Genomic DNA, 22,064 nt, shown 5'->3' with positions numbered 1-22,064 from the left:
CCTCGACAGGGAGGCGCAATTGGCAAAATCCGCAACGACGCGAACGGATGCAATGGATTCGCGAAGGGCGCCGGCATCAGCGCGCAAGACCCTCCGCGCGCCGATCCAACACGAGCCCACCGCCCGGATCGATTCACCGTCCGGGCAATCTGCTCTCGATCGGACAAGACGCGCCGACTCAACCGGTGCGCAGCCCGGGCGTCCGGGCGCTGCTCTCCGCGCGTGGCTCGCCGACCTGATTCCCTTCCACCACGCGCGTCCGATCGAGCACCCAGCGTCATGAGTGTGACGGCGCATGGTGTCGTCCGCCGCGTCGCGTGGCGACCTGTCGTACTCCTCGGGCAGGATGCACAGCATGCTTCCCGACCGTGCTGCCCGAGCGACCCGAGTCGCCCGATGACCGAAGCCGACCTCGACAGCCCTGGCGAGGCGGTCGGGCGGGTGCTGGGCACCGCCGACGCCACCCCGCTGCAGTTCTGGACGGCCGTGGCGCCCGGCAGCTACCTCCAGCTCGACGACGTGGTGGTCACCCGCCGGGAGCTGCCGGACCGGGAGCCGGTCACCATCGCCGGGGTGGTCACCCAGGTCCGCGCCCGGCACGAGGGCGCCCAGTTCGACTCGGACGTGTTCGCCATCGCCGACGGCACGCTGCCCGCGCAGGTGCAGGAGGCGGCCGAGGTCACCACCACGCGCGTCGACCCGGAGCTGTACGTTCCGCCGACCCCGGGCGCGGTGGTGCACCGGGCCGAGGGCGACGCCCGGGCGCGCGCGCTGCACTTCGACCGGATGGAGCGGCGCATCCCGATGGGGATGGGCCGCGACGGCGTCCCGGTCTACCTCAACGCCGACTTCCTGGACGGCAGCCGGGGCGCGCACGTCTCCATCTCCGGCATCTCCGGTGTCGCCACCAAGACCAGCTTCGCCACCTTCCTGCTCTACTCGGTGTTCCGCTCCGGGGTGCTGGGTGGCGACGCGGTCAACGCCAAGGCGCTGATCTTCAACGTCAAGGGCGAGGACCTGCTCTTCCTCGACCACCCCAACACCCGCCTGGACGAGCCCACCCGGGCCGCGTACGCGAAGCTGGGGCTGAGCGCCGGCGCGTTCCCCGACGTGCGGGTGTACGCCCCGCCGCGCCCCGGCGACTCGTCGGGCACTCCCGACGTGAGCAGCCGGCTCACCGGGGTCGACAGCTTCTACTGGACGCTCGCCGAGTTCTGCACCGACCGCCTGCTGCCGTACGTCTTCGCCGACGCCGACGACGAACGCCAGCAGTACACGATGGTGGTGCACTCGGTGGCGGCCCACCTGGCCCGTTACGCCCAGCCGGCCGACGGCGGGGTGAGCATCGACGGGGTCCGGCTCGGCTCCTACGGCGATCTGGTGGACCACATCGTCGACCAGCTCAACGATGACGAGACCCGCTCCGACTGGGCGGGCAGCGCTGTCGGTCTGGGCACCGTCAACGCGTTCGCCCGGCGGCTGATCGGCAGTAAGAAGGACCTCGCCCGGCTGATCCGTGGCGACCTGGCGACCCGCCGCCCGCACTCGATCAACACCAGCGAGTCCGCGCAGGTCACGGTGGTCGACCTGCACAACCTTCCGGACCGGGCGCAGCGGTTCGTGGTCGGTGTGACGCTGAAGAGCGAGTTCGAGCGCAAGGAGAAGGCCGGCACCGCGAAGCCGCTGCTCTTCGTCGTCCTCGACGAGCTCAACAAGTACGCCCCCCGGGAGGGCTCCTCCCCCATCAAGGAGGTGCTGCTCGACATCGCCGAGCGGGGCCGCTCGCTCGGGGTGATCCTGATCGGCGCGCAGCAGACGGCGAGCGAGGTGGAACGGCGGATCGTCACGAACTCGGCGATCCGGGTGGTCGGCCGGCTCGACCCGGCCGAGGCGTCCCGCCCGGAGTACGGTTTCCTCCCGCCCGCCCAGCGCCAGCGGGCGCTGCTGGCCAAGCCGGGCACCATGTTCGTCAACCAGCCGGACATCCCGGTGCCGCTCTGTCTGGAGTTTCCGTTCCCGGCCTGGGCCACCCGGGTTTCCGAGGCGGGTCGGGCGCCATCGGAGACGCTGCGCTCGATCACCCAGTCCGCCGACCCGTTCGCCGTGGTGGGCTCCGGCGGTGGCAGCTCCGACGACGACATCCCGTTCTAGGTAGGGGCCGGCAACAGCCATGAAGATCCTGCACACCTCCGACTGGCACGTGGGAAAGGTGCTCAAGGGGCAGTCCCGGGCCGAGGAGCACAAGGCGGTGCTGGCCGGGGTGATCGATATCGCCCGTGCCGAGCAGCCGGATCTGGTGATCGTCGCCGGTGACCTCTACGACACCGCCGCGCCCACCTCGGAGGCGACCCGGCTGGTCACCCGGGCGTTGACGGCGCTGCGCCGCACCGGCGCGGACGTGGTGGCGATCGGTGGCAACCACGACAACGGGCCCGCGTTGGACGCGCTCCGCCCGTGGGCCGAGGCCGCCGGCATCACGCTGCGCGGCGGGGTGCGGGAAAACCCGGATGAGCACGTCATCGATGGCACCACCGCCGGCGGCGAGCGGTGGCGGCTGGCCGCGCTGCCGTTCCTGTCCCAGCGGTACGCGGTGCGCGCGCTGGAGATGTACGAGCTGACCGCGGCGGAGACCAACCAGACGTACGCCGACCACCTGGGCCGGGTGCTGGGGCGACTGACCGAGGGTTTCACCGAACCGGACCGGGTGCACCTGGTCACCGCGCACCTGACGGTGACGGGCGCGTCCACCGGTGGCGGCGAACGCGACGCGCACACGGTGCTGGGCTACGCCGTGCCGGCCACCGTCTTCCCGGCGACAGCGCACTACGTGGCGTTGGGCCACCTGCACCGGGCGCAGCGGGTGATCGGCCCCTGCCCGGTGCGCTACAGCGGCAGCCCTCTGGCTGTCGACTTCGGCGAGCAGGAGAACGTCCCGTCGGTGACGATCGTCGAGGTGACGGCCAGCACGGCCGCCCGGGTGCGGGAGGTGCCGGTGACGGCGGCGAGCGCGCTGCGGACGGTGCGGGGCACCCTGGCCCAGCTCGCCGAGATCGAGGCGCCGGACGCCTGGCTGCGGGTGTACGTGCGGGAGCAACCCCGCGCCGGCCTGCGCGAGGAGGTGCAGGAGTTGCTGCCCCGGGCGTTGGAGATCCGGATCGACCCGGAGCTGTTGGCCGCGCCGGGCAGCGGCGCCCGCATCGCACAGCGGTCGGGGCGTTCGCCCCGGGAGTTGTTCGCCGACTATCTGGACAGTCGGGGTCACGCCGACGAGGGGGTCCAGGAACTCTTCGACGAGCTCTTCGAGGAGGTCGAGCACTGATGCGTCCGATGCGCTTGGACATGGCCGGCTTCACGGTCTTCCGGGACGAGACGACAGTCGACTTCACGGACGCCGACTTCTTCGCCCTGATCGGCCCGACCGGTTCGGGCAAGTCCACGGTGCTGGACGCGATCTGCTTCGCGCTCTACGGCATGGTGCCCCGCTGGGGTGGCGCACGGGGGTTGGCCAACGCCCTCGCGCCGTCGGCGACCGAGGCGCGGGTGCGGTTGGTCTTCGAGTCCGGTGGGGCCCGCTACGTCGCGACCCGGGTCGTCCGCCGGGACGGCCGGGGCAACGTCAAGACCGCGAACGCCGGGTTGCAGTTGATGCCGGCGGGCTTCGACGTCACCAAACTGGACACCGGTCTGAGTCCGGACGACCTCGGTGAGGTGGTGGCGGGCACCCCCGCCGAGATGGAGCAGGCGGTGCTGGACGCGGTGGGGCTGCCGTACGAGCAGTTCACCAGCTGCGTGGTGCTGCCGCAGGGGCAGTTCGCCGATTTCCTGCACGCGAAGCCGGCGACGCGGCAGCAGATCCTGGTCAACCTGCTGGGCCTGGGCGTCTACGAGGACGTGCAGAAGCGGGCGACGGCGCGGGCCACGCAGGCGGACGCCAAACTCGACGCGGTCGACCAGGTGCTCGCCGGGCTCACCGGCGTGGACGACGAGGCGTTGGCCGAGGCCGATGCGCGGGTCGAGCGGATGGCGGAGCTGTCGGCGGCGGTGACGGCGGCGGTGCCGGAGCTGACGGCGGCTCGGGCCGCCGCACGGGAGGCGGCGGCGGCGCTGACCGCCCTCGACGACGAGTTGCGGGTGCTGACCGGGGTACGCGCGCCGGGCGGGGTGGCCGAGGTGGCGCGCGCGGTCACCGCGGCGCGGGCGGAGGCCGAGGCCGCGGCGACCGCTGTGTCGTTGGCGGAGGAGCGGGAGGAGAAGCTGCGCGGGGAGCTGGCCGGTGCCGGCGACGAGAGCGCGGCGCGGCTGCTCCTGCGGGCGTACGACGATCGGGACCGGTTGTCCGGCGAGGCGGACACGGTCCGGGCGGCGGTGGGCGCGGCGAACGACGAGCACGCCACGGCGGTGGCCGCGCTGGCCGAGGCCCGTGTGGCGGCCGAGCGGGCCGACGCCGAGTTGGAGGCGGCGTTCCGGGCGCACGAGGAGGCCAAGGCCACCGACCTGGCGGTCAGTTTGCGAGTGCACCTGCATGCCGGCGCGCCCTGCCCGGTCTGCGAACAGCCGGTGACGCGGGTGCCGGACGTGCCGGCCGACTCGGCGGTGGCGGCCGCGACGGCGGCGGGCAAGGCGGCGCGGACCGCGACCAAGGCGGCGCAGGCGACGGTGCAGCAGCGCGACGCGGCAGCGCGTGACCTGGAGCGGCTGCTGGTGCAGGCGCGGGCCCGGCAGGAGCAGGTGGACGCCCGGTTGGCCGAGCTGGACGGTCAGCTCGACGGCGCGGCGGAGCCGGCCGTGTTGCGCCGGGTGTTGGCCGAGCACGCCCGGTTGCGGGGAGCGTTGGAGGAGGCGGCGACAGCGGTTCGGTCCGGCCGTGAGGCCGCGCGCCAGGCGCGGGCGGGGGTGGACGCCGCCGAGGAGCGGTTGCGGGCGGCATGGCGGGCCTTCGACACCTCCCGCGACGGGTTGGCCCGGTTCGGCCCGCCGGCGACCGATCGGGAGGACGTTGCCGCCGCGTGGGCCACGCTGACCGGATGGGCGACCACCGAGGCGGACCGCCGCCGCGCCGACCGAGCCGGTCGGGCGTTGGCGGTGACCGAGGCCGAGGCGGTGGCTGGCGCCGTGCAGCGCGACATCGCCGACCGGTTCGCGGCCGTCGACGTGCCGGTCGGTGACGATCCGGTGCACGCCGCGACGGTCGCTGTGGAGCGGGCCGACGCCGACCGGCGACGGCTGCGCGAGCGGCGCGAGCAGGCCGGGGCGCTGCGCGAGCAGCGGTCCGTGCACGAGCGGGAGGCGCAGGTGGCGCGTGCGCTCGCCGGGCACCTGCGGGCCAACAACTTCGAGCGCTGGTTGCTGGCGGAGGCGTTGGACCTGCTCGTCGACGGCGCGTCGGGGATCCTGCGGGAGCTGTCGTCCGGCCAGTACGAGCTGGTGCACGACAAGGGCGAGTTCCTCGTGGTCGACCACCACGACGCGGGGTTGCGCCGGGGCGTGCGCACCCTGTCCGGCGGTGAGACGTTCCAGGCGTCGTTGGCGTTGGCGTTGGCGCTCTCCGAGCAGCTCGCCGGGATGTCGACAACGGCGGCGAGTCTGGAGTCGATCGTCCTGGACGAGGGCTTCGGCACGCTCGACGCGGCCACCCTGGACACGGTGGCCGCCACCCTGGAGAACCTGGCCGCGAGGGGCGACCGGATGGTCGGTGTGGTCACACACGTGCCGGCGCTGGCCGAGCGGATTCCGGTCCGCTTCGAGGTGCGTAAGGACGCGCGTTCGTCGCGGATCGAACGGACGGGCCGGTGAGCGTGCGGGGCGACGCCGCGTTCTTCGTCGACTCGTGGGATCCGGCGTACGGGGCGTCGTTCGAGGCGTCCGCCGCCGGGCCTGCCGCGCCGAGCAGCGCGCAGGTCGACGCGGACGCGGAGCTGCCCGCTGTGGACTGGCGGGCGATCGGGGTACGCCAGGGGGTCCGCGCGCCCGACGTGGTGCTGCTGGTCGACGGGGTTCGCCGGATCGACGCGAGCATCTGGACGGCGGAGGCGGACGGCGGGTCGTTCCCCGGGCTGGCCGCCTCGTACGCGGCCGGGGTGGTGCGGTGCGACCTGGGCCGGGGGGCGGCGCAGCTGGCCGGCACCCGGGTCGGTCGGGGTCTGTTCACGGCGAGCCCGTCGGCGCAGGACGTGGTGGCGGGTGCGATCCGCTATCCGGTGCACCGGGTGGGTGGCACCGGTGAGCTGGGGAAGTTGCCAGCGGCGGTGCAAGGTCCGCTGACGGCGTTGGAGGTGGCCGTGTCCGACGCCGCCCGGGTCGACGGTGACCTGCTGGTGGTGGACGGCCCGTTGCGGAGTCGCCGGCAGTTGCCGCGCACGTTGGGCTACATCAAGACCCAGCACAGCCAGTACCTCGATGCGCGGCTGACGGCGGTGGTGGTCGGGCTGGCGTCGGGTGAGCGCTCGCCGGTGTTCCGGCTCGGCACCGCCTGGGGTGGTTGGTCGTGGTATTTGCGGCTGCCGGTGGCGATCGGCGCGCCGTGGGCGGGCATCGTCCGGGTGGAGTGCTCGGCCGACCTGCCCGTCGAGGCGGCGATCGAGCTGGCCGATCTGTCGCTGGTCACCCTGCCGCGTTTCGCCTCCACGCCGTACAAGGATCCGCGGGCTCCACAGAACCTGATCCCGATCGCCGGTCTGGAACGACGGTTGCGTGCCCTGCTCGGCGACTCCCGGCTGCTGCACCGCGCGTTGACCGCCGCGGCCCGCGCGGCGCGGTAGACGGGTACCTGTCGCGATGGGACGTAAACGGGCGGCTGACCGGGTGGTCGAGCAGGTGGACACCGGGCAGGCGGAACTCGTTCCGGACCCGGACCGGGCGGGTTCGTGGACGCTGCTGCTGGACGGCGCGCCGCAGTCGCATGTGGACCTGACCGATCCCACCCATCTGGAGTTCGAGTACGTCCGGCGGCTCGCCGCCGCAGTGGATCTGATCGCGCCGGCCGGTGAGCCGTTGCGGGTGCTGCACCTGGGTGGCGGGGCCCTGACCCTGCCCCGGTACGTGTCCGCCACCCGGCCCGGATCGACCCAGCGGGTGTCCGAGGTGGACGGTGCATTGGTGGAGTTGGTGCGCCGGGCGTTGCCGTGGCCGTCCGACGCGCGGCTGCGGGTCCGGGTGCAGGACGCCCGGGCCGTGCTGGCCTCCACCCGGGATGCCAGCTTCGACGTGGTGGTCGCCGACGTGTTCGCCGGTGCGCGTACCCCGGCTCATCTCACGTCGGTGGAGTACGCGGCGGAGGTGGCCCGGGTGCTCCGCCCCGCGGGTTGGTATCTGGCGAATCTGGCCGACGGTCCGCCGCTGCGGCACGCGCGCGGGCAGGTCGCCACGGTCCGCTCGGTGCTGCCGCAGGCATGTCTGGTGGGGGACGCGGCGGTGCTGCGTGGCCGCCGGTACGGGAACCTGGTGCTGGTCGCCGGGCGGACCACACCGCCAGTGCCGGAGCTGACCCGGCGCGCTGCCGGCGACTGGTTCCCGGGTCGGGTGGTGGCCGGCGACGAGTTGGAGCGCTTCGCCGGCGGTGCGCAACTCGTCCGGGACGCCGACGCGACAGGGTCCGATCCCCCTCCGCCGGGGCTGTTCTCGGTACGCCGCTGACCGTCCGCCGCGCACTGACTGTGCGCTCCGACAGCGACGCAGAATTTTTTTTCCGCGGTTCGTTGATCCGTTCGGGGCGGCGGTGCGTACCACCGGGCGGCCCGCCTCGTGGGCCGACGTTGGTGACGGAAACCCCCGGAGGTCTGCATGCATGCGGTGGCGGCCGGCTGGCATGGCGACGCGGTACGCGCTGACTGGTTGTCGGCGCGGTCCTCGTCGCGGCCGACCTCGTCTGCCCGGGGGGTCGACGCGCGCGCGACGTCTCGCCAGAATGGTCCGGTGACGCCGCGACCGGCGCCCGGACGCCATCAGGCGACGACAACCGAGGCCAGCCATTCCGACCAACTGATCAAGCTGCTCTACGCGGAGCACGCTGGTCCACTACTGATGTTCGTCATGCGTCTCACCGGGGGGGACCGGCAGCGCGCGGAGGACATCGTCCAGGAGACGCTGCTGCGGGCCTGGCGCAACGCGCACCGCCTGGGCACCCAGGGGCAGGGCTCGTTGCGACCGTGGCTCGTCACGGTGGCCCGACGGATCGCCATCGACGAGCACCGCAGCCAGGAGGCCCGGCCGCCGGAGACGTACGACCGGGACCTCACCGCGTTCGCCGAGGCGGACAGCACCGACCGGGTGCTACGCACGATGACGGTGGCGGACGCCCTGCGTACGCTCAGTCAGTCGCACCGGGAGATCCTGATCTCGACGTACTTCCGGGGGCGGACGGTGCCGGAGGCCGCCGAGGAGTTGGGGCTGCCGCTCGGCACGGCCAAGTCGAGGGTCTACTACGCGCTGCGCGCGCTGCGTACGGCTCTGCAGGAGCGGGGGGTGACAGAATGAGCCGGCCGGACCACATGGACGTCGCGGCGTACGCGCTCGGCGTGCTCGACGAGCAGGACACCGAGCGGTTCGAGGAGCATCTCGCTACCTGCTGGGCGTGCGCGGCGGAGTTGGAGACGATGGTTCCGGTGGTGGGGCTGCTCTCCGACATCGACGGCGAGACGATGATGGCGATGGAGCAGACCGCCACCGACCCGGCGCTGTTGAACCGGACGTTGGGCGCGGTCCGGGCCGACCGTCGGCGTACCCGGTTCCGTCAGATGTTGGCGACCGCCGCCGCGGTGGTGGTCTTCGGCGGTCTGACCGGGTACGGGTTCGTCAGCGTGACGGGCAACGATCCGGCGCCGGGGGTGCTCGCCGATTCGACGCCGAGTGCTCCGAGCGACCCGCAGACGGGTGGGCCGACGGCTCCGCCGAGTGGGCCGGGTGTGGGTGGCACCGAGGAGGAGGGTGACCAGGTCGACGCGACCGACCCGACGACTGGTGTCCAGACCACCGTGTTCCTGGTGAAGCGGGACTACGGCACCCGGATCAATTTCAGCCTGCGGAAGTTGCCCGGCCCGCGTGTCTGCCGGCTGGTGGTGGTGCGCAAGAACGCCGACCCCGAGGTGATTTCGACCTGGTCGGTTCCGGATGGTGGCTACGGCACCAATGCCCGCCCGCAGGGTCTTGAGTTGAGCGCCTCGACGTCTGCTGTGGTGGCTGACATCAAGCAACTCCAGGTGCAGTCGGTCGACGCCAACGGTGTGGCGAGTCCGCTGGTCACCGTGCCCATGTAGTCTCGCGTACCGTATCGGCACCGGTCATTAGCACAATGACCGGTGCCGATCTGTCGTTGTGGGAAGACCGCCGTGCAGGGGCGTACGGATTTCCATCCGATTCGGTTCAATCAAAGAACGTGAAATTGACCACTGTTACTTCTTCAACCTTGACAGCCCAGATCCCGTACCTATGGGTGAACTGCCAAGAATGAGGAGGGCACGTGGCACAGATGAAGCGGTCCGTCATCGTCGCGAGCGCGATGGTCGCACTTACGGCCTGCGCTCCCGCAGGTTACGACCCCGCGAACTCAAGCGCGGTCGAGCCGGTCGCCGTCGCCGCGGCCGAGCCCACCGCGTCGGTCGTACCGGAGGCCTCGGCGTCCGCGGAGGCGCCGGCCGCCGACGCGCCGCCCGCGAACGTCGAACTGACCGAGAAGTTGACCGGCAAGAGCGTCGCCCGGATGGGCAAGGTGGTCACCGACGAGGACGGCTGGATCCTCTACCGCTTCGACAAGGACACCGCCGACCCGCCGTCGTCGAACTGCGTCGACAAGTGCGCCGAGGTGTGGCCCCCGGCGCTGACCGATGGCAACCCGCAGCTCACCGGCGTCTCCGACGACAAGGTCAGCAGCGTGACCCGCCAGGACGGCACCCGGCAGCTGACCATCGGTGGGTGGCCCGTGTACCGCTACATCGGTGACAAGAAGCCCGGCCAGTGGAAGGGCCAGGCCGTCGGTGGCACCTGGTTCGTGGTCCAGCCGGACGGCAAGAAGAACCTGAGCTGCCTGCCCACCTCCACGCCGAAGCCGGTCGCCCCGCCGTCGGACAGCGGCGCGAGCGACTCCGGGGGTTCGGGCTACTCGTACTAGAACCCACACCACGAGTCACGGTGGTCGGTCGTCGCCGGGGAGGGCGCGGCCGACCACCGGTCGTACGCGGGACGTCGGCACACCGGTGGTGCCGACGTCCCGTCCGGCACGTGGCAGAGTGGGCGGGTGACCGCTACCGAACCCGCCGCGACCAGGGTGTTTCATCCCCCGGTCGGATACCGGCTGGCGGCCTCGGTCCGTGCGCTCACGTTCAGCCCGTACGACCCGTGCGCCCGTGTCGCCGCCGGCACCTTCTGGTGGGCCACCCGCACCCCGGACGGCCCGGCGACCCTCGCCCTGCGGTCCGCCGGTGGCGAGTTGCTGGCGGAGGCCTACGGGCCGGGCGCCCAGCACGTGCTGGACCGCGCCGACGCGATCGCCGGGCTTCGTGACGACCTGACCGGCTTCGCCGAACTGGCCGCGGCACATCCCCTGGTCGCCCGGCTGGCCCGCGAGCACCGAGGGCTACGGATGCCGACGACCGGGCAGGTCTTCCCCCGGCTGCTGCGCGCGATCTTCGAGCAGAAGGTCACCGGCAAGGAGGCGTACCGGGCGTACTCGGCGACCGTGCGGCACTTCCGGGAACCGGCACCGGGTCCGTTGCAGCCGCTGCTCCTGCCACCCGAGGCCGCCGCGGTGGCCGCCACCCCGTACTGGGTGTTCCACCCGTTCGGAGTCGAGCAGCGCCGGGCGGACACGCTGCGGCGCGCCGCAGCGCTCGCCGACCGGTTGGAGCGCAGCGCCGACGCCGCCGACGCCACCCGTCGGCTGACCGCCATCCCGGGCATCGGGCCGTGGACGGCCGCCGAGGTGGTCCGGATCGCGTACGGGGATCCGGACGCGGTGAGCGTCGGCGACTTCCACATCCCGAACACTGTCGCCTGGGCGCTCGCCGGCGAACCGAGGGGCGACGACGCCCGGATGGTGGCCCTGCTGGAGCCGTTCCGGGGCCACCGGGGCCGGGTGTGTCTGCTGCTGGAGGCCGCCGGCATCCAGGCCCCGAAGTACGGCCCCCGTGCCCCGATCCGCTCGTTCGCCCGCTACTGACGCGAACGGCGGGCGTCCCGGCGTGGTGCGTCAGCGGCCCGAGCAGAGTCGGCGCAGGGTACGGCCGAGCCACCACGCGTACGTGTGCTGCACGAACCGGACCGCCGGACCCCCGGCACGGGTGAACCAGCGGTCCGGCACGCTGAACGCGCGTACCTCGAACCAGACCGCGCCGTCGTCCTCGCGGCCGACCACGAACGCCTCCTCGCCCCGCTCCGGGTGTCCGGGCAGTGTGCCGTAGCCGAAGCCGGCGAGCGTGGCCGAGTCCTCGCTCCAGACCACCTGGCACGCCCCCCAGAGGCGGGCCGGGCCGAGGCCCAGACCGGCGGTCACCAGCACTCCCTCGGTGGCTCGCGGGGCGTCGGTACGCATCCGGACGCCGGCGGCGCGATGCAGCCGCCAGCTCAGCACCGCCTCCGCCGCGGTCTCGAAGCAGCCGGCCGGCAACGGGGACCGGTGGCGCAGGTGGTGGTAGCCGCCGGGCAGTGGCCCGTGCCGGGTCGCCCCCACCTGCGGGTACGTCAGCTCGGCCACCACTCCCCCTCGACCTCGACCGGACACCGCCAGCGTACGGTCGGCGTGGCCTGGCCGCCGGTCGGCGCTGACGGCGGTTGTGGTGTGCTACGTCGATGAGCGTCGAGGCGATCATCGACAGGGCCGGTGTCGCGGACGCCGGTGAGATCCTCACCGTGCAGCGGGCCGCGTACCTGACCGAGGCGCAGCACTACGCAGACCCGTTCCTGCCGCCGTTGACCGAGACGCTGGACGAGGTGGTGGCGGTGTTGACCGGCCCGGACGTCGTCCTCGCCGCCCGGCGGGGGCACCGGCTGGTCGGCTCGGTGCGGGCCCACCTGGTCGAGGACACCGCGCACGTGGGGCGTCTCTCGGTTGCCCCGGACCAGCAGGGTCGGGGTGTCGGCGCCCGGCTGCTCACGGCGATCGAGGAGGCGTGCGCCGGGCAGGTGGCCTGGTTCACCCTGTTCACCGGCGCGGACAGCGCCCGAAACCTGCAGCTGTACCAGCGGCACGGCTACCGGATCGTGGCACACCGGCCGGACCCGAACGGTGTCCCGTTGGCCGTGCTGAAGAAGCCGGCGGTCAGCCCTGCTCGCTCCGACGCCTGAGCCCGTCGGCCTCCATCCGCACGTAGCGGCGGAGCATCCCGCCGTACAGCCAGCCGATCAGGCCGGCCAGCGGCCCGGACTGGTCGAAGGCAAGTTCGACGCGGGTGCGCCCGTCGGGCAGCGGCAGCAATCGGTGCTCCGCCGTGGTCCGCACGCCCGCCGTGTCGGAGACCCAGACGAACCCCTGCCGCTCGGTCAGCTCGGTGACCCGCCACACCGCCGGCCGCAGCTTCGGCTGCGTCAGTCGTGCGGTCGCGCCGACGGCGAGCGGTCCCGGCTCGCCACGCTCGGCGCGGGACACCGAGGCCGTCCACTCCGGCCAGCGTGGCACGTCGACGAGCACCGCCCAGACGTGTTCGACGTCGGCGTCGATCTCCGTATCGGCCTCGAACCGCATCGCGTCCCCTCCCCGGCGGCGCCGTCCGGCGTCCGCCACGCATGCAGACGAGGCTGCCGGGTGGATCGTGACGCCGGAATCCGCCGGGTGGTCGGTCATCCTCCGGGCCGTCTGACCGCTGGCGGGTGGGATCAGGCGGCTTCGCGCAGGTCGGCCAGGCTCAACGGGGTACGCCGACGCAGCAGTTCCTCCAGCTCCGGCACCGAACCGACCTCGCCGAGCACGTTGCGCCCGCCGCCGAACCGCGCCGGGTAACGGCGGGTCAGCCGGTAGCGGTAGCGGCCCCGGATCAGCTCGACGCTCACCCGCCACCGCCCACAGCAGTCACAAACCCACTCGGACACCTCGCGAAAGTAGCTCTGACCTGCGGTTATTCGATTCGGTCGGTCAGGACGAGGAGGCGCAGCGGCGGACACGCCACCCCGCGACCCACGGTGATCTGCCTCACGGCTGTCGGTACCGTCTGATTGACTGGTCGCCGTGGACCTGCCGATCAACCCTCCGGTCGAGCCGATGCTGGCCAAGAGCGTTCCCAAGCTGCCCACCACGCCCGGGGTGACCTACGAGCCCAAGTGGGACGGTTTCCGGTGCATCGTGTTCCGCGACGGCGACGAGGTCGAGCTGGCCAGCCGGGGCGGCAAGTCGATGACCCGTTACTTCCCCGAGGTCGTCGAGCAGGCCCGACGGCAGCTGCCCGAGCGGTGCGCTGTCGACGGTGAGCTGATCGTGATCCGCCGCGACGGGCCGAGCGGTCAGCCCCGACTGGATTTCGAGCTGCTGGCCCAGCGCGTGCACCCGGCCGCGTCCCGGGTCAAGATGCTGGCCGAGACCACTCCGGCCGACTTCGTGGCGTTCGACCTGTTGGCGATCGGTGACGAGGCCCTGCTCGACCAGCCCTACCCGCGCCGCCGGGAGCGGTTGGTCGAGGCGCTGGCCGGGGTGCGGCCGCCGGTGCACGTCACCCAGGTCACCACCGATCCGGACACTGCCCGTCGGTGGTTCGACGTCTTCGAGGGCGCCGGGCTGGACGGGTTGATCGTCAAGCCGGCCGACCTGCCGTACGAGCCGGGCAAACGGCTCATGTTCAAGGTCAAGCACGCCCGCACCGCCGACGCCGTGGTGGCCGGTTTCCGCTGGCACAAGTCCGGCCCGGTGGTGGGCTCGCTGCTGCTCGGCCTCTACGACGACTCCGGGGTCCTGCACCACGTGGGGGTCAGCGCGTCGTTCAGCATGGCTCGCCGGGCCGAGTTGCTCGACGAGTTGGCGCCCTACCGGGACATCGGCGGCGAGCACCCGTGGGTGCACGGCGATCACGAACGCGGCCAACGCATCCCGGGTGGCGTGAGCAGGTGGACCGGCACGAAGAACCTGGAGTGGGAGCCGGTGCGCCCGGAGCTGGTGGTCGAGGTGGGCTACGACGCGATGGAGGGCGAGCGGTTCCGGCACACCGCCCAGTTCGTCCGCTGGCGCCCGGACCGCGATCCCCGATCCTGCCGCTACGACCAGCTCGACCGCCCGATCCGCTTCGATGTGGACCAGGTGCTGCGCGGCGATCCGACGGCCACCGTGGACCGGGCCGCCACCGGCGCGGCGTAGCCTGGCCGTCGACCCGATCTCGGAGGATCACGTGACCCGCACCGCCGACCGCTCTCGGATGGCGTCCCGTCGCCGGGCCCGGCGCACCCTTGCCGCCTTCGTCGTCGCCGCGCTCCTCACCGCCGGCTGCACTCTGCCGGCGTTCGCGCCGCGCACCGAGGTGCAGGGCGAAGCCGCGCCGACCGGCAGCACGCCGACCTGGCGGCCCTGCCCGGAGGTGCCCGAGGAGCTGGTCGGGCGTGGTGCTCCGGACATGCGCTACGAGTGCGCCAGGATCGCGGTGCCGCGCGACTGGGGCACCGGCGCCGGGGCGACGGCCGGCCCGGGTGCCGGGCAGACCTTCGAGATCGCCCTGCTGCGCGCCCGGTCCACCAAGCAGCGCGACCGGGTGGGCTCGTTGGTGGTCAACCCGGGCGGCCCGGGCGGGTCCGGCGTCGACACCGCTGTCTACCTGTCCTTCGGCACCCAGTTCGGCGGGCTGCCCACCTCGATCACCGACCGCTTCGACATCGTCGGCTTCGACCCGCGTGGGGTTTCCCGGTCCAGCCCGGTGAAGTGCATCTCCGACGCAGACCTGGACGCCAGCTTCGGCTTCGACCCGGACCCGACGAGCCAGACGGCGTTCGACGACTTCGTCGGTCTGAGTCAGCGGATCGGGCGCGGCTGCGGCGACCGGTACGGCGACCAGTTGCCGCTGTACGGCACCGAGCAGGCCGCCCGTGACATGGACGCGGTGCGTGCCGCAGTGGGCGATGACAAGCTCACCTACCTCGGTTACTCGTATGGCACCCTGCTCGGCGCCACGTACGCCCAGCTCTATCCGCAGCGGGTGCGGGCGCTGGTGCTCGACGGCGCGGTCGACCCGCAGCAGCGGCTGGTGGAGGGTTCGGAGAGCCAGGCCCGCGGCTTCGAACGGGCCTTCACCAACTTCACCCGCTGGTGTGCGGCGAACGCCGGCCGCTGCCCGGTCGCGCCGGACGCGCGCGCCGCGGTGACCTCGGCCATCGACAAGGCCAAGGTCTCTCCGGTACGCGGGAGCGACGGCCGGGAGGCCACCGCCGGTTGGGTGTTCTACGCGGTCATCTCGTCGCTCTACACCGAGTCCGGCTGGCAGGAGCTGGCCCAGGCGATCGACCGGCTGGGCGAGGGCGACCCGAAGGACGTGTTCCGGCTCGCCGACTCGTACGCCGGCCGGGAGGACGACGGCCACTACTCGAACCTGTTCGACGCCAACCTGGCCATCAACTGCGCCGACGAGACGGAGAAGCCGAGCCGGGAGCAGATCCGGCAGTTGCAGTCGGAGTGGCGTGGAAAATATCCGCTGTTCGGGCCGGCTCTCGCGGTGGGCATGCTGAGCTGCGTCGAGTGGCCGGGCGGGCGTGACCCGTACCCGACCGGCAAGGCGAACGGCGCACCGCCGATCGTGGTGGTCGGCACCACCGGAGACCCGGCGACGCCCTACGAGCAGACCCCGCGCCTGGCGTCGATGCTGGGCGTCGGCCGCGTGCTCACCTGGGAGGGCGAGGGGCACACCGCCTACCCGCAGACCTCCTGCATCACCAACGCGGTCGACGCGTACCTGCTCGACCTGACCGTCCCCCGGGAAGGGTTGCGCTGCCCGGCCCGCTGACCGGCTGGGTCGGCGGCAGTGGGGGCACATCGATCCCCTGCCGGGTGGCCAGCTCCTCCAGCAGCGCCCGCATCCGGCGCACGTCCGCCTTGAGCTGCTCCTGCTCCTCATGCTCGAAGGCGTTGTCGTCGACGATGAGCCGGCTCGCGAAGTGCGCGGTGATCAGCGGGATGACCAGCAGCACCATGGTCGAGATGAGCAGCGCGGCCAGTGTGCGGCCCGCCCAGGTCGTCGGGGAGATGTCGCCGTATCCGACGGTGGAGGCGGTCACCACCGCCCACCAGACGGCGTCGGCCGGGCTGCGCTGCTCGACCTCCCCGTAGATGACCCCGGCCACCACGATCATCAGCAGGTACGAGGTGATCAGCGTGCGGGGCGAGTTGGCGAACCACACCAACGCCCGGTATGTCCAGCGGAACGGCAGCAGCACTAGCTCCATGCCGCCCCATGCTGCCCGTCGACCGCAAGTGGCGCAGACCCATCGGTCAGGTTCGCTGTGCCAGGCTCACCGCATGACCGACGTGACCTACCGGGAGGCGGTCCGGGCTGACCTGCCCGCCGTCATCGCCCTGCTCGCCGACGACGTCCTGGGCAAGGCCCGCGACTTCACCGCTGTCGACGAGGCCTACGAGAAGGCGTTCGCCGACATCACCGCGGACCCGCGCAACCAGCTCATCGTGGCCGAACAGCACGCTGAACTGGTCGGCTGCCTGCAGATCACCTACATCCCGGGCCTCGGCCGGCACGGCAGCGAGCGGTCACTGATCGAGTCGGTCCGGATCCGCTCCGACCGTCGCGGCCAAGGGTTGGGCCGGGACCTGATGGCGTGGGCGATCGACCAGGCCCGGCAGCGCGGCTGCGCCCTGGTGCAGCTCACCACCGACAAGACCCGCGCGGACGCGCACCGCTTCTACCTGGGCCTGGGCTTCGTAGCCAGTCACGAGGGCATGAAGCTCGCTCTCTGACCAGAGCCGGCATTAGTGTCGGCCCATGAGCGCGCCGACGTCGCCCGGCACCGCGCGGACGCGCACACGGCGGCGGGCGGCCGGGGCGCTCCTGGCTGTCGGTGTCCTCCTGGTCGCCTGCGCCTTCTCGTTGCCCGCCTGGCGTTCCGTCTACCCGAGCGGCACGGATCACACCCCCGGCACGTCCCTGCTGATCCCGGTACTCCCGCTCGCGGGCCTCTCCACCGTGTTCGCGGTGCTGTCGCTCGTTAACAGTGGTCGGCATCGGTGGGCGTGGCGGCAGGCCAGCCTGGGAATGCTGGTCTCCAACGTGCTGGCCTGCGGCAGCCTCACCGGGGTCTTCTGGCTGTTCCTGGCCGACGAGCCCTACGCCGACGAGACGCTGCTGTCGACCGGTCCGGGCGCCGGCACCCTGCTGGCTCTGGTGGGCTGCCTGCTGATCCCGCTCGCCGGCTCGCTCCCCGACAACCGGCAACCGGCAACCGGCAACCGGCCACACAGCTTGGAGGCGACCATCTCCGGGGAGACCAGCTTGAGGGCGACCAGGTCTGACCGGGTGGAGTCGGCACCGATGCTGGCCCCAGGGCAGCACCCTCGCACGGACACTGTGGAGCTGATGCCGTAAACGATTCACCGACCGCGATTCGTTCACGACATCAGCTCCACAGCGAGCGCGGACATCATGCGCCCGTCAGCGCGCTCGCCGGCCCGACCAGCCGACAGCCCGGCGCAGCGGCTTTCAGTCGGCACTGCCGCCACCAGCCAGCACCGCCGCCCTCAGCAGACACCGCCGCCCTCAGCCAGCGCCGTCCGTCAGCCGTCGACCAGGCGGCCGTCGCGCAGAACCAGCACCCGGTCGGCCAGGTCGATCAGGGCCGGATCGTGCGTGGCGACCAGCGCCGTCATGCCACGGGCGTGTACCACCGCGCGCAGCAGGTCCATGATGGACCGGCCGGTCTCCGAGTCGAGCTGACCGGTGGGCTCGTCGGCGATGAGCAGGTCCGGCTCGTTGGCCAACGCGCGGGCCACCGCGACCCGCTGCTGCTGCCCGCCGGACAGTTCGTACGGGCGTTGCGCCGCGTGTCCGCCCAGACCGACCAGCTCCAGCAGCACCGCGACGCGCTCCTCCCGCTCGGCGGCCGGCACCTGCGCGAGTCGCAGCGGCACGCCCACGTTCTCGGCGGCCGAGAGGATCGGCACCAGCCCGAAGGTCTGGAACACGAACCCGACGGTGCCGCGGCGCAGCCGCAGCAGCTCCGCCTCACCGGCCGAGGTGACGTCGTGCCCGGCCACCACCACCTGACCGCTGTCCGGCCGGTCCAGCCCGCCGACCATGTTCAGCAGGGTGGTCTTGCCGGCGCCGGACCGGCCCCGGACGGCGACCAGCTCGCCACGGTTGGCCGTGAACGAGACGTCCCGCACCGCGTGCACGGCACGTTCGCCCCGGCCGAAGGTCCGGCTCACCCCACTGACCCGGACCACCTCGCCGGGGTGCTCCGAGGGCACACCACCGAAACCGCCAGCGCCGGTCATCACCACGTCCCGACGGCTCATGCCCGTGCCCCCCGCTCGTCCGAAGCCCGGTCACCGGGCCGTACCTGCACATGGTCCGGCTCCAGGTCGAGCCGAACCCGTTCCTTCAGCGAGAGCGCGTCGACGAACGCAGCCGGTAGCTGCATCCGGCCGTTGCGGTCCAGCACCGCGTACTCCTCGCTGACCAGCTCGGTGTTGCCGTCCGCGCCGATCCGAGCGGTCCGGCGTACCTCGGAGGCGGTCCGGCCGTCGCGGATCGCGACGGTCCGACGGACCTGCGTGGCCACGGCGTGGTCGTGGGTGACGACCACGATGGTCACGCCCAGCTCGGCGTTGATGGTGCGCAGCGCCCCGAAGACGTCCGCGCCGGTCGCCTCGTCCAACTCGCCGGTCGGCTCGTCGGCGAAGAGCACCTCCGGGTCGTTGGCCACTGCCACCGCCACCGCGACCCGCTGCTGTTCGCCGCCGCTGAGCTGACCCGGCCGCCGGTCGGCGCAGTAGCCCACGCCGACCATGTCGAGCAGTTCGTCAGCCCGCTGCCGGCGGGCCTTCCGGCCCAGTTTGCCGGCCAGCTCCATCGGCAGCTCCACGTTCTCCCGCGCGTTGAGGTACGGCAGCAGGTTGCGACCGGTCTGCTGCCAGACGAACCCGACCAGCTCCCGCCGGTAGCTCAGCCGCCGCTTGGCGGACAGCGAGAGCAGGTCGTAGTCGGCCACCCGGGCGATGCCGGCGGTCGGCGTGTCCAGACCGGAAAGGATGTTCAACAGGGTCGACTTGCCCGAGCCGGACGCACCGACGATCGCCACCAGCTCACCCCGGTCGATGACCAGGTCGAGCCCTTGCAGGGCGACCACCTCCACCCCCTCGGTCTTGAAGATGCGCACCAGGCCGTCACAGACGATGTGGCCACGCAGTCGGTCCTGCCCGCCGGCCCGCTCGGCGGCGCGTTGCGCGGCCCGCTGTTGCAGGGCGGCCAGGTCCGGCACCAGTGGAGTCTGGGCGGTAGCGGTCATCTCAGCTCTCCTCTCCGAGCCGAAGCACCTCTCCGAGGCGCAACCGGCGGTTGTTCAAAGCCTCGACGGCGACCGCGAAGCCGAGGGCGATCGCCCCGAGCGCGAGCACCGCGGCGACCAGGCTGGGCTCGAAGGCCACCTGAACTGGCACACCACTGGTGAACGCGGACAGGCCGAGCACCGGGTTGAGCAACAGGGGCAGCACCGCGCCGACCAGCGCACCGGTCAGCACCGACACCGCGACCAGCGGGGCCAACTCGACCAGCAGCAGCCCTCGCCACTGTCGGCGGGACAGGCCGAGGGTCCGCAGCCGGGACAGCACCTGACCCCGGGCGCGCGCCCCGGCCAGCACCGTGAACGCGATGGCGAGCAGCCCGAGCACACTGCCGCCGACGGCGCCGGCCACGAACCCGAACGCCAACACGCCGTTCGCCCCGCCGTCACCGAGATCCCGGCGGACGTCCGCCCGGGTGTCGACGGTGACCCCGATCAGCCGGTCCCGACCGCTGAAGGCACCGTTGCGCTGATAGCGCTCCTGCCCCTGGTCGCCGGCCCGGCGCAGCGCCTCCGCGTCCAGCGAGTCGCCGGCGATCAGCAGGCTGGACGGCGCGGGTGTGGTGGTCCGCGTCGGGAGTGCCTGCCAGGGCAGGATCACGAAACGATCGGCGTTCTCCGACACCAGCGGGAAATCGTCCTCGGTGCCGGCCACCCGGAACTCGTACCGTTGCCCCTGCACCGAGATGAAGGCGGAATCGCCCAGCCCGGCCTTGGCCAGGTCGGCGGCGACCGCCGGTGAGACGATCGCGGGCAGCGGCCCCGGGCCGGGCCGAGCGGTGCGCACCGCGTCCGGCACGGACAGGTCCACATCGGATTCGCGGGCCACAGTGTCCAGTCCCGAACCGTCGACCAGCAGCACGTCCGTCTGGGCGAGCCGCGCGTCGGTGCCGACCTCGTCGGATGCCAGCCGCTCGTCCTCCTGGTACACGACCCGGGTGACGGCCCGAACCCCGGGCAGGCGACCCAGCTCGTCGATCGTGTCGGGGGCGAAGCGCTCGCCGCGGATCACCGCATCGGCCGGCACGATCCGCTCGGCGGCCCGGTCCCGGCTCGCGTCGACTCCGGCGGCGACGACCGCGCAGAACGCGGCGGTGCCGATCGCCAGCACCACGACGACCAGCGGAGCGGCGACCGCCGCGCGACCGGCCCGCGCCGTGCCGAGGAAGGCCACGCTGCCCCTGGTCCGCGCGGCAAGCCGGCTGACCAGCAACAACGGCCAGGGGTACGCCCGCAGCGCGAGCACCGCGGCGGCGATCGCGAGCAGCACCGGCACCGACACCAGCAGCGGGTCCACCTCGCCCAGGGTGAGGCCACGTCGGCGCAGCAGCACCGCGCCGAGCCCGGCCAGCAGCAGCAGGGAGACCTCGACGGTGAGTCGGCGGGCCGATGGGCGTACCCGGATCAGGTCCCGTCGGGACGCCCCGCTGGCCGGTACGGCCAACGTCGCCAGCGGCAGTGCGAGCGTGACGAGCACTGTCGCCGCGATGACGTACGGCGTGGTTGGGTCCGGGGCACCGGGGAACAGGGTGCCCAGCCACCAGCCCAGCGCGGCGGCGATGGGCACCACCAGCACCGATTCGGCGAGGCTGCGGCGGGCTCCGGCGGTGGCCGCGCCCCCACGGGCACGAAGCAGCACGAACTCGGGGCGGCGCCGTCGGATGGCGAGGCTGGCGGCGAGCACGATGAGTCCCGCCAGGGTGGCCAGTACGCCGGCCGCGATCACCGCGAGCAGGGTCCGGGCGGCGTTGATCTGGGCGGCGAACGCGCGCAACGGGACGTCGACGCCCTGGGTCAACGTGAGGTCCGCCGGCTTCTCGCGCTGCATCTGCTGCAGACCGTCGATCATCTGGTCCAGGTTCTGTGCGTCGATCTGGTCGACACCCAGTCGGTACCGCCAGTTCGACTGGACCGGCCAGCCCTCGGCGGCCCGCTTGTTGAGGGTCGACTGTGCGACAACGCCGACGATGGTGAACGGCTGGCCGTCCCCGACCGGTTCGATGATCTGCAGCAGCTGTGGCAACCCGTCCCAGATGCCGTTCGCACGGTCGACCGGGCGGAACAGCCCGGCCACCACCAGCGGAACGCCGTCGATGAGCCGACCCTTGTCGTCGGCGTTGCCGATGCGCAGTTGGCTGCCGGACCGCAGGTTGAGCTTGCGGGCCACGTCGACGTCGAGCGCCACCTCGATGGGCCGGTCCGGCACGTACGTCTCGCTCGGCCACGCCCCGTCGACGAGTGTGCTGGCGTTCTGGATGTCGGGCTGGGTCCGTAGGCCCAGGTCGACCAGCAGGTTGCGGGCCTTGAGGTCCGGTCCGACCACTCGGGCCGGCGTGATGTCCGCGTTGTACCACCGCTCGGCCACGGCCGAGCGAATTTGCGACGGCATCGTCGCGGCCAGGGCGTCGAACCGTTCCCGGGCGTTGCCCATGACCGTCGCCGTGGGGGGTGCGTCGACCACCCCGGTGGTGTACGACAGGTCCCGGCGGGCAGCCGGTTCGCTGACCAAACACGCCGGGGAGCAGCGCCATCAGCGTGAAGATGACGACCAGCGCCAGCGAGATCCAGAAGATCGGGTTGCGGCGCAGGTCGCGCCAGGCGTC

At 72.4% G+C, this 22,064-nt stretch carries 21 protein-coding genes and 1 pseudogene; 14 read left to right on the top strand and 8 right to left on the bottom strand.

Going from position 1 to position 22,064, the window contains the following annotated elements; translation table 11 throughout:
* Positions 1-396 precede the first annotated feature (396 nt).
* The 9 genes from ACWCO3_RS04625 to ACWCO3_RS04585 all read left to right on the top strand — a co-directional run bounded on the left by ACWCO3_RS04625 (position 397) and on the right by ACWCO3_RS04585 (position 11,149).
* Complete coding sequence (locus tag ACWCO3_RS04625; protein WP_145784841.1) at positions 397-2,151, top strand: ATP-binding protein; 1,755 nt, start codon at positions 397-399, stop codon at positions 2,149-2,151.
* Between the two features lie 19 nt (positions 2,152-2,170).
* Positions 2,171-3,319 (top strand): exonuclease SbcCD subunit D, encoded by a 1,149-nt coding sequence (locus ACWCO3_RS04620; RefSeq protein WP_088990813.1) that lies wholly within the window; start codon positions 2,171-2,173, stop codon positions 3,317-3,319.
* Complete coding sequence (locus ACWCO3_RS04615) at positions 3,319-5,793, top strand: AAA family ATPase (RefSeq protein ID WP_450008477.1); 2,475 nt, start codon at positions 3,319-3,321, stop codon at positions 5,791-5,793. The genes ACWCO3_RS04620 and ACWCO3_RS04615 overlap by 1 nt, the downstream gene beginning before the upstream one ends.
* On the top strand, positions 5,790-6,758 hold the full coding sequence (locus tag ACWCO3_RS04610; protein ID WP_358162774.1) for a hypothetical protein: 969 nt from the start codon (positions 5,790-5,792) through the stop codon (positions 6,756-6,758). Before ACWCO3_RS04615 ends, ACWCO3_RS04610 begins: the two co-directional genes overlap by 4 nt.
* Before the next feature lie 16 nt (positions 6,759-6,774).
* Positions 6,775-7,632 (top strand): spermidine synthase, encoded by an 858-nt coding sequence (locus ACWCO3_RS04605; protein WP_450008475.1) that lies wholly within the window; start codon positions 6,775-6,777, stop codon positions 7,630-7,632.
* 147 nt (positions 7,633-7,779) lie between these two features.
* Positions 7,780-8,472 (top strand): sigma-70 family RNA polymerase sigma factor, encoded by a 693-nt coding sequence (locus tag ACWCO3_RS04600; RefSeq protein ID WP_088990817.1) that lies wholly within the window; start codon positions 7,780-7,782, stop codon positions 8,470-8,472.
* A complete protein-coding gene (locus ACWCO3_RS04595; protein ID WP_145784844.1) occupies positions 8,469-9,251 on the top strand; it encodes an anti-sigma factor family protein in 783 nt (260 codons plus the stop codon). Before ACWCO3_RS04600 ends, ACWCO3_RS04595 begins: the two co-directional genes overlap by 4 nt.
* A 203-nt stretch (positions 9,252-9,454) precedes the next feature.
* A complete protein-coding gene (locus ACWCO3_RS04590; protein WP_145784845.1) occupies positions 9,455-10,102 on the top strand; it encodes a hypothetical protein in 648 nt (215 codons plus the stop codon).
* Between the two features lie 126 nt (positions 10,103-10,228).
* On the top strand, positions 10,229-11,149 hold the full coding sequence (locus ACWCO3_RS04585; RefSeq protein WP_358048759.1) for a DNA-3-methyladenine glycosylase family protein: 921 nt from the start codon (positions 10,229-10,231) through the stop codon (positions 11,147-11,149).
* 30 nt (positions 11,150-11,179) lie between these two features.
* On the opposite strand, the gene ACWCO3_RS04580 is transcribed toward ACWCO3_RS04585, so the two are convergent.
* Complete coding sequence (locus ACWCO3_RS04580) at positions 11,180-11,683, bottom strand: DUF1990 family protein (RefSeq protein ID WP_145784847.1); 504 nt, start codon at positions 11,681-11,683, stop codon at positions 11,180-11,182.
* A gap of 95 nt (positions 11,684-11,778) precedes the next feature.
* Between ACWCO3_RS04580 and ACWCO3_RS04575 the strand changes: the two genes are divergently transcribed.
* Positions 11,779-12,273, top strand: coding sequence for a GNAT family N-acetyltransferase (locus ACWCO3_RS04575; protein WP_450008472.1), 495 nt, complete (start codon positions 11,779-11,781; stop codon positions 12,271-12,273).
* Here ACWCO3_RS04575 and ACWCO3_RS04570 read toward each other — a convergent pair.
* Both ACWCO3_RS04570 and ACWCO3_RS04565 read right to left on the bottom strand, forming a co-directional pair.
* Positions 12,248-12,670: an SRPBCC family protein gene (locus tag ACWCO3_RS04570; protein WP_357934075.1), complete on the bottom strand. Its 423-nt coding sequence runs from the start codon at positions 12,668-12,670 to the stop codon at positions 12,248-12,250. The genes ACWCO3_RS04575 and ACWCO3_RS04570 overlap by 26 nt on opposite strands.
* A 131-nt stretch (positions 12,671-12,801) precedes the next feature.
* Positions 12,802-13,014, bottom strand: a complete 213-nt coding sequence (locus tag ACWCO3_RS04565) for a hypothetical protein (RefSeq protein ID WP_450008469.1) — start codon at positions 13,012-13,014, stop codon at positions 12,802-12,804.
* A gap of 136 nt (positions 13,015-13,150) precedes the next feature.
* On the opposite strand from ACWCO3_RS04565, the gene ACWCO3_RS04560 reads away from it, so the two are divergent.
* Both ACWCO3_RS04560 and ACWCO3_RS04555 read left to right on the top strand, forming a co-directional pair.
* Positions 13,151-14,266: an ATP-dependent DNA ligase gene (locus ACWCO3_RS04560; RefSeq protein WP_357934072.1), complete on the top strand. Its 1,116-nt coding sequence runs from the start codon at positions 13,151-13,153 to the stop codon at positions 14,264-14,266.
* Positions 14,267-14,324: 58 nt separating this feature from the next.
* Complete coding sequence (locus tag ACWCO3_RS04555; RefSeq protein WP_357833910.1) at positions 14,325-15,896, top strand: alpha/beta hydrolase; 1,572 nt, start codon at positions 14,325-14,327, stop codon at positions 15,894-15,896.
* Here the strand turns inward: ACWCO3_RS04555 and ACWCO3_RS04550 are convergent.
* Positions 15,823-16,335 (bottom strand): ion channel, encoded by a 513-nt coding sequence (locus ACWCO3_RS04550; RefSeq protein WP_450008466.1) that lies wholly within the window; start codon positions 16,333-16,335, stop codon positions 15,823-15,825. The two genes, ACWCO3_RS04555 and ACWCO3_RS04550, sit on opposite strands and share 74 nt — an antisense overlap.
* A 73-nt stretch (positions 16,336-16,408) precedes the next feature.
* On the opposite strand from ACWCO3_RS04550, the gene ACWCO3_RS04545 reads away from it, so the two are divergent.
* Positions 16,409-16,861 carry an N-acetyltransferase family protein gene (locus ACWCO3_RS04545; RefSeq protein WP_450008464.1) on the top strand — a complete coding sequence of 151 codons (453 nt, stop codon included), beginning with the start codon at positions 16,409-16,411 and terminating at the stop codon, positions 16,859-16,861.
* A 25-nt stretch (positions 16,862-16,886) separates the two neighbouring features.
* Positions 16,887-17,486 (top strand): hypothetical protein, encoded by a 600-nt coding sequence (locus ACWCO3_RS04540; RefSeq protein WP_450008462.1) that lies wholly within the window; start codon positions 16,887-16,889, stop codon positions 17,484-17,486.
* 188 nt (positions 17,487-17,674) lie between these two features.
* Here the strand turns inward: ACWCO3_RS04540 and ACWCO3_RS04535 are convergent, their stop codons facing one another.
* The 4 genes and pseudogenes from ACWCO3_RS04535 to ACWCO3_RS04520 form a co-directional block, all read right to left on the bottom strand.
* The gene (locus ACWCO3_RS04535; RefSeq protein WP_145785810.1) at positions 17,675-18,394 is read right to left on the bottom strand and encodes an ABC transporter ATP-binding protein; all 720 of its coding nucleotides are present in this window, start codon (positions 18,392-18,394) and stop codon (positions 17,675-17,677) included.
* Between the two features lie 17 nt (positions 18,395-18,411).
* Positions 18,412-19,407: an ABC transporter ATP-binding protein gene (locus tag ACWCO3_RS04530; RefSeq protein ID WP_145784854.1), complete on the bottom strand. Its 996-nt coding sequence runs from the start codon at positions 19,405-19,407 to the stop codon at positions 18,412-18,414.
* A gap of 1 nt (position 19,408) precedes the next feature.
* Positions 19,409-21,892, bottom strand: coding sequence for an ABC transporter permease (locus ACWCO3_RS04525; protein ID WP_450008460.1), 2,484 nt, complete (start codon positions 21,890-21,892; stop codon positions 19,409-19,411).
* A gap of 76 nt (positions 21,893-21,968) precedes the next feature.
* A pseudogene (locus ACWCO3_RS04520) lies at positions 21,969-22,064 on the bottom strand (ABC transporter permease); the annotation flags it as partial.

This window comes from Micromonospora sp. NPDC002411 (assembly GCF_053592955.1).
Note: the sequence above shows the minus strand (reverse complement) of the source record. Positions and strands in the feature narration are given on the sequence as shown.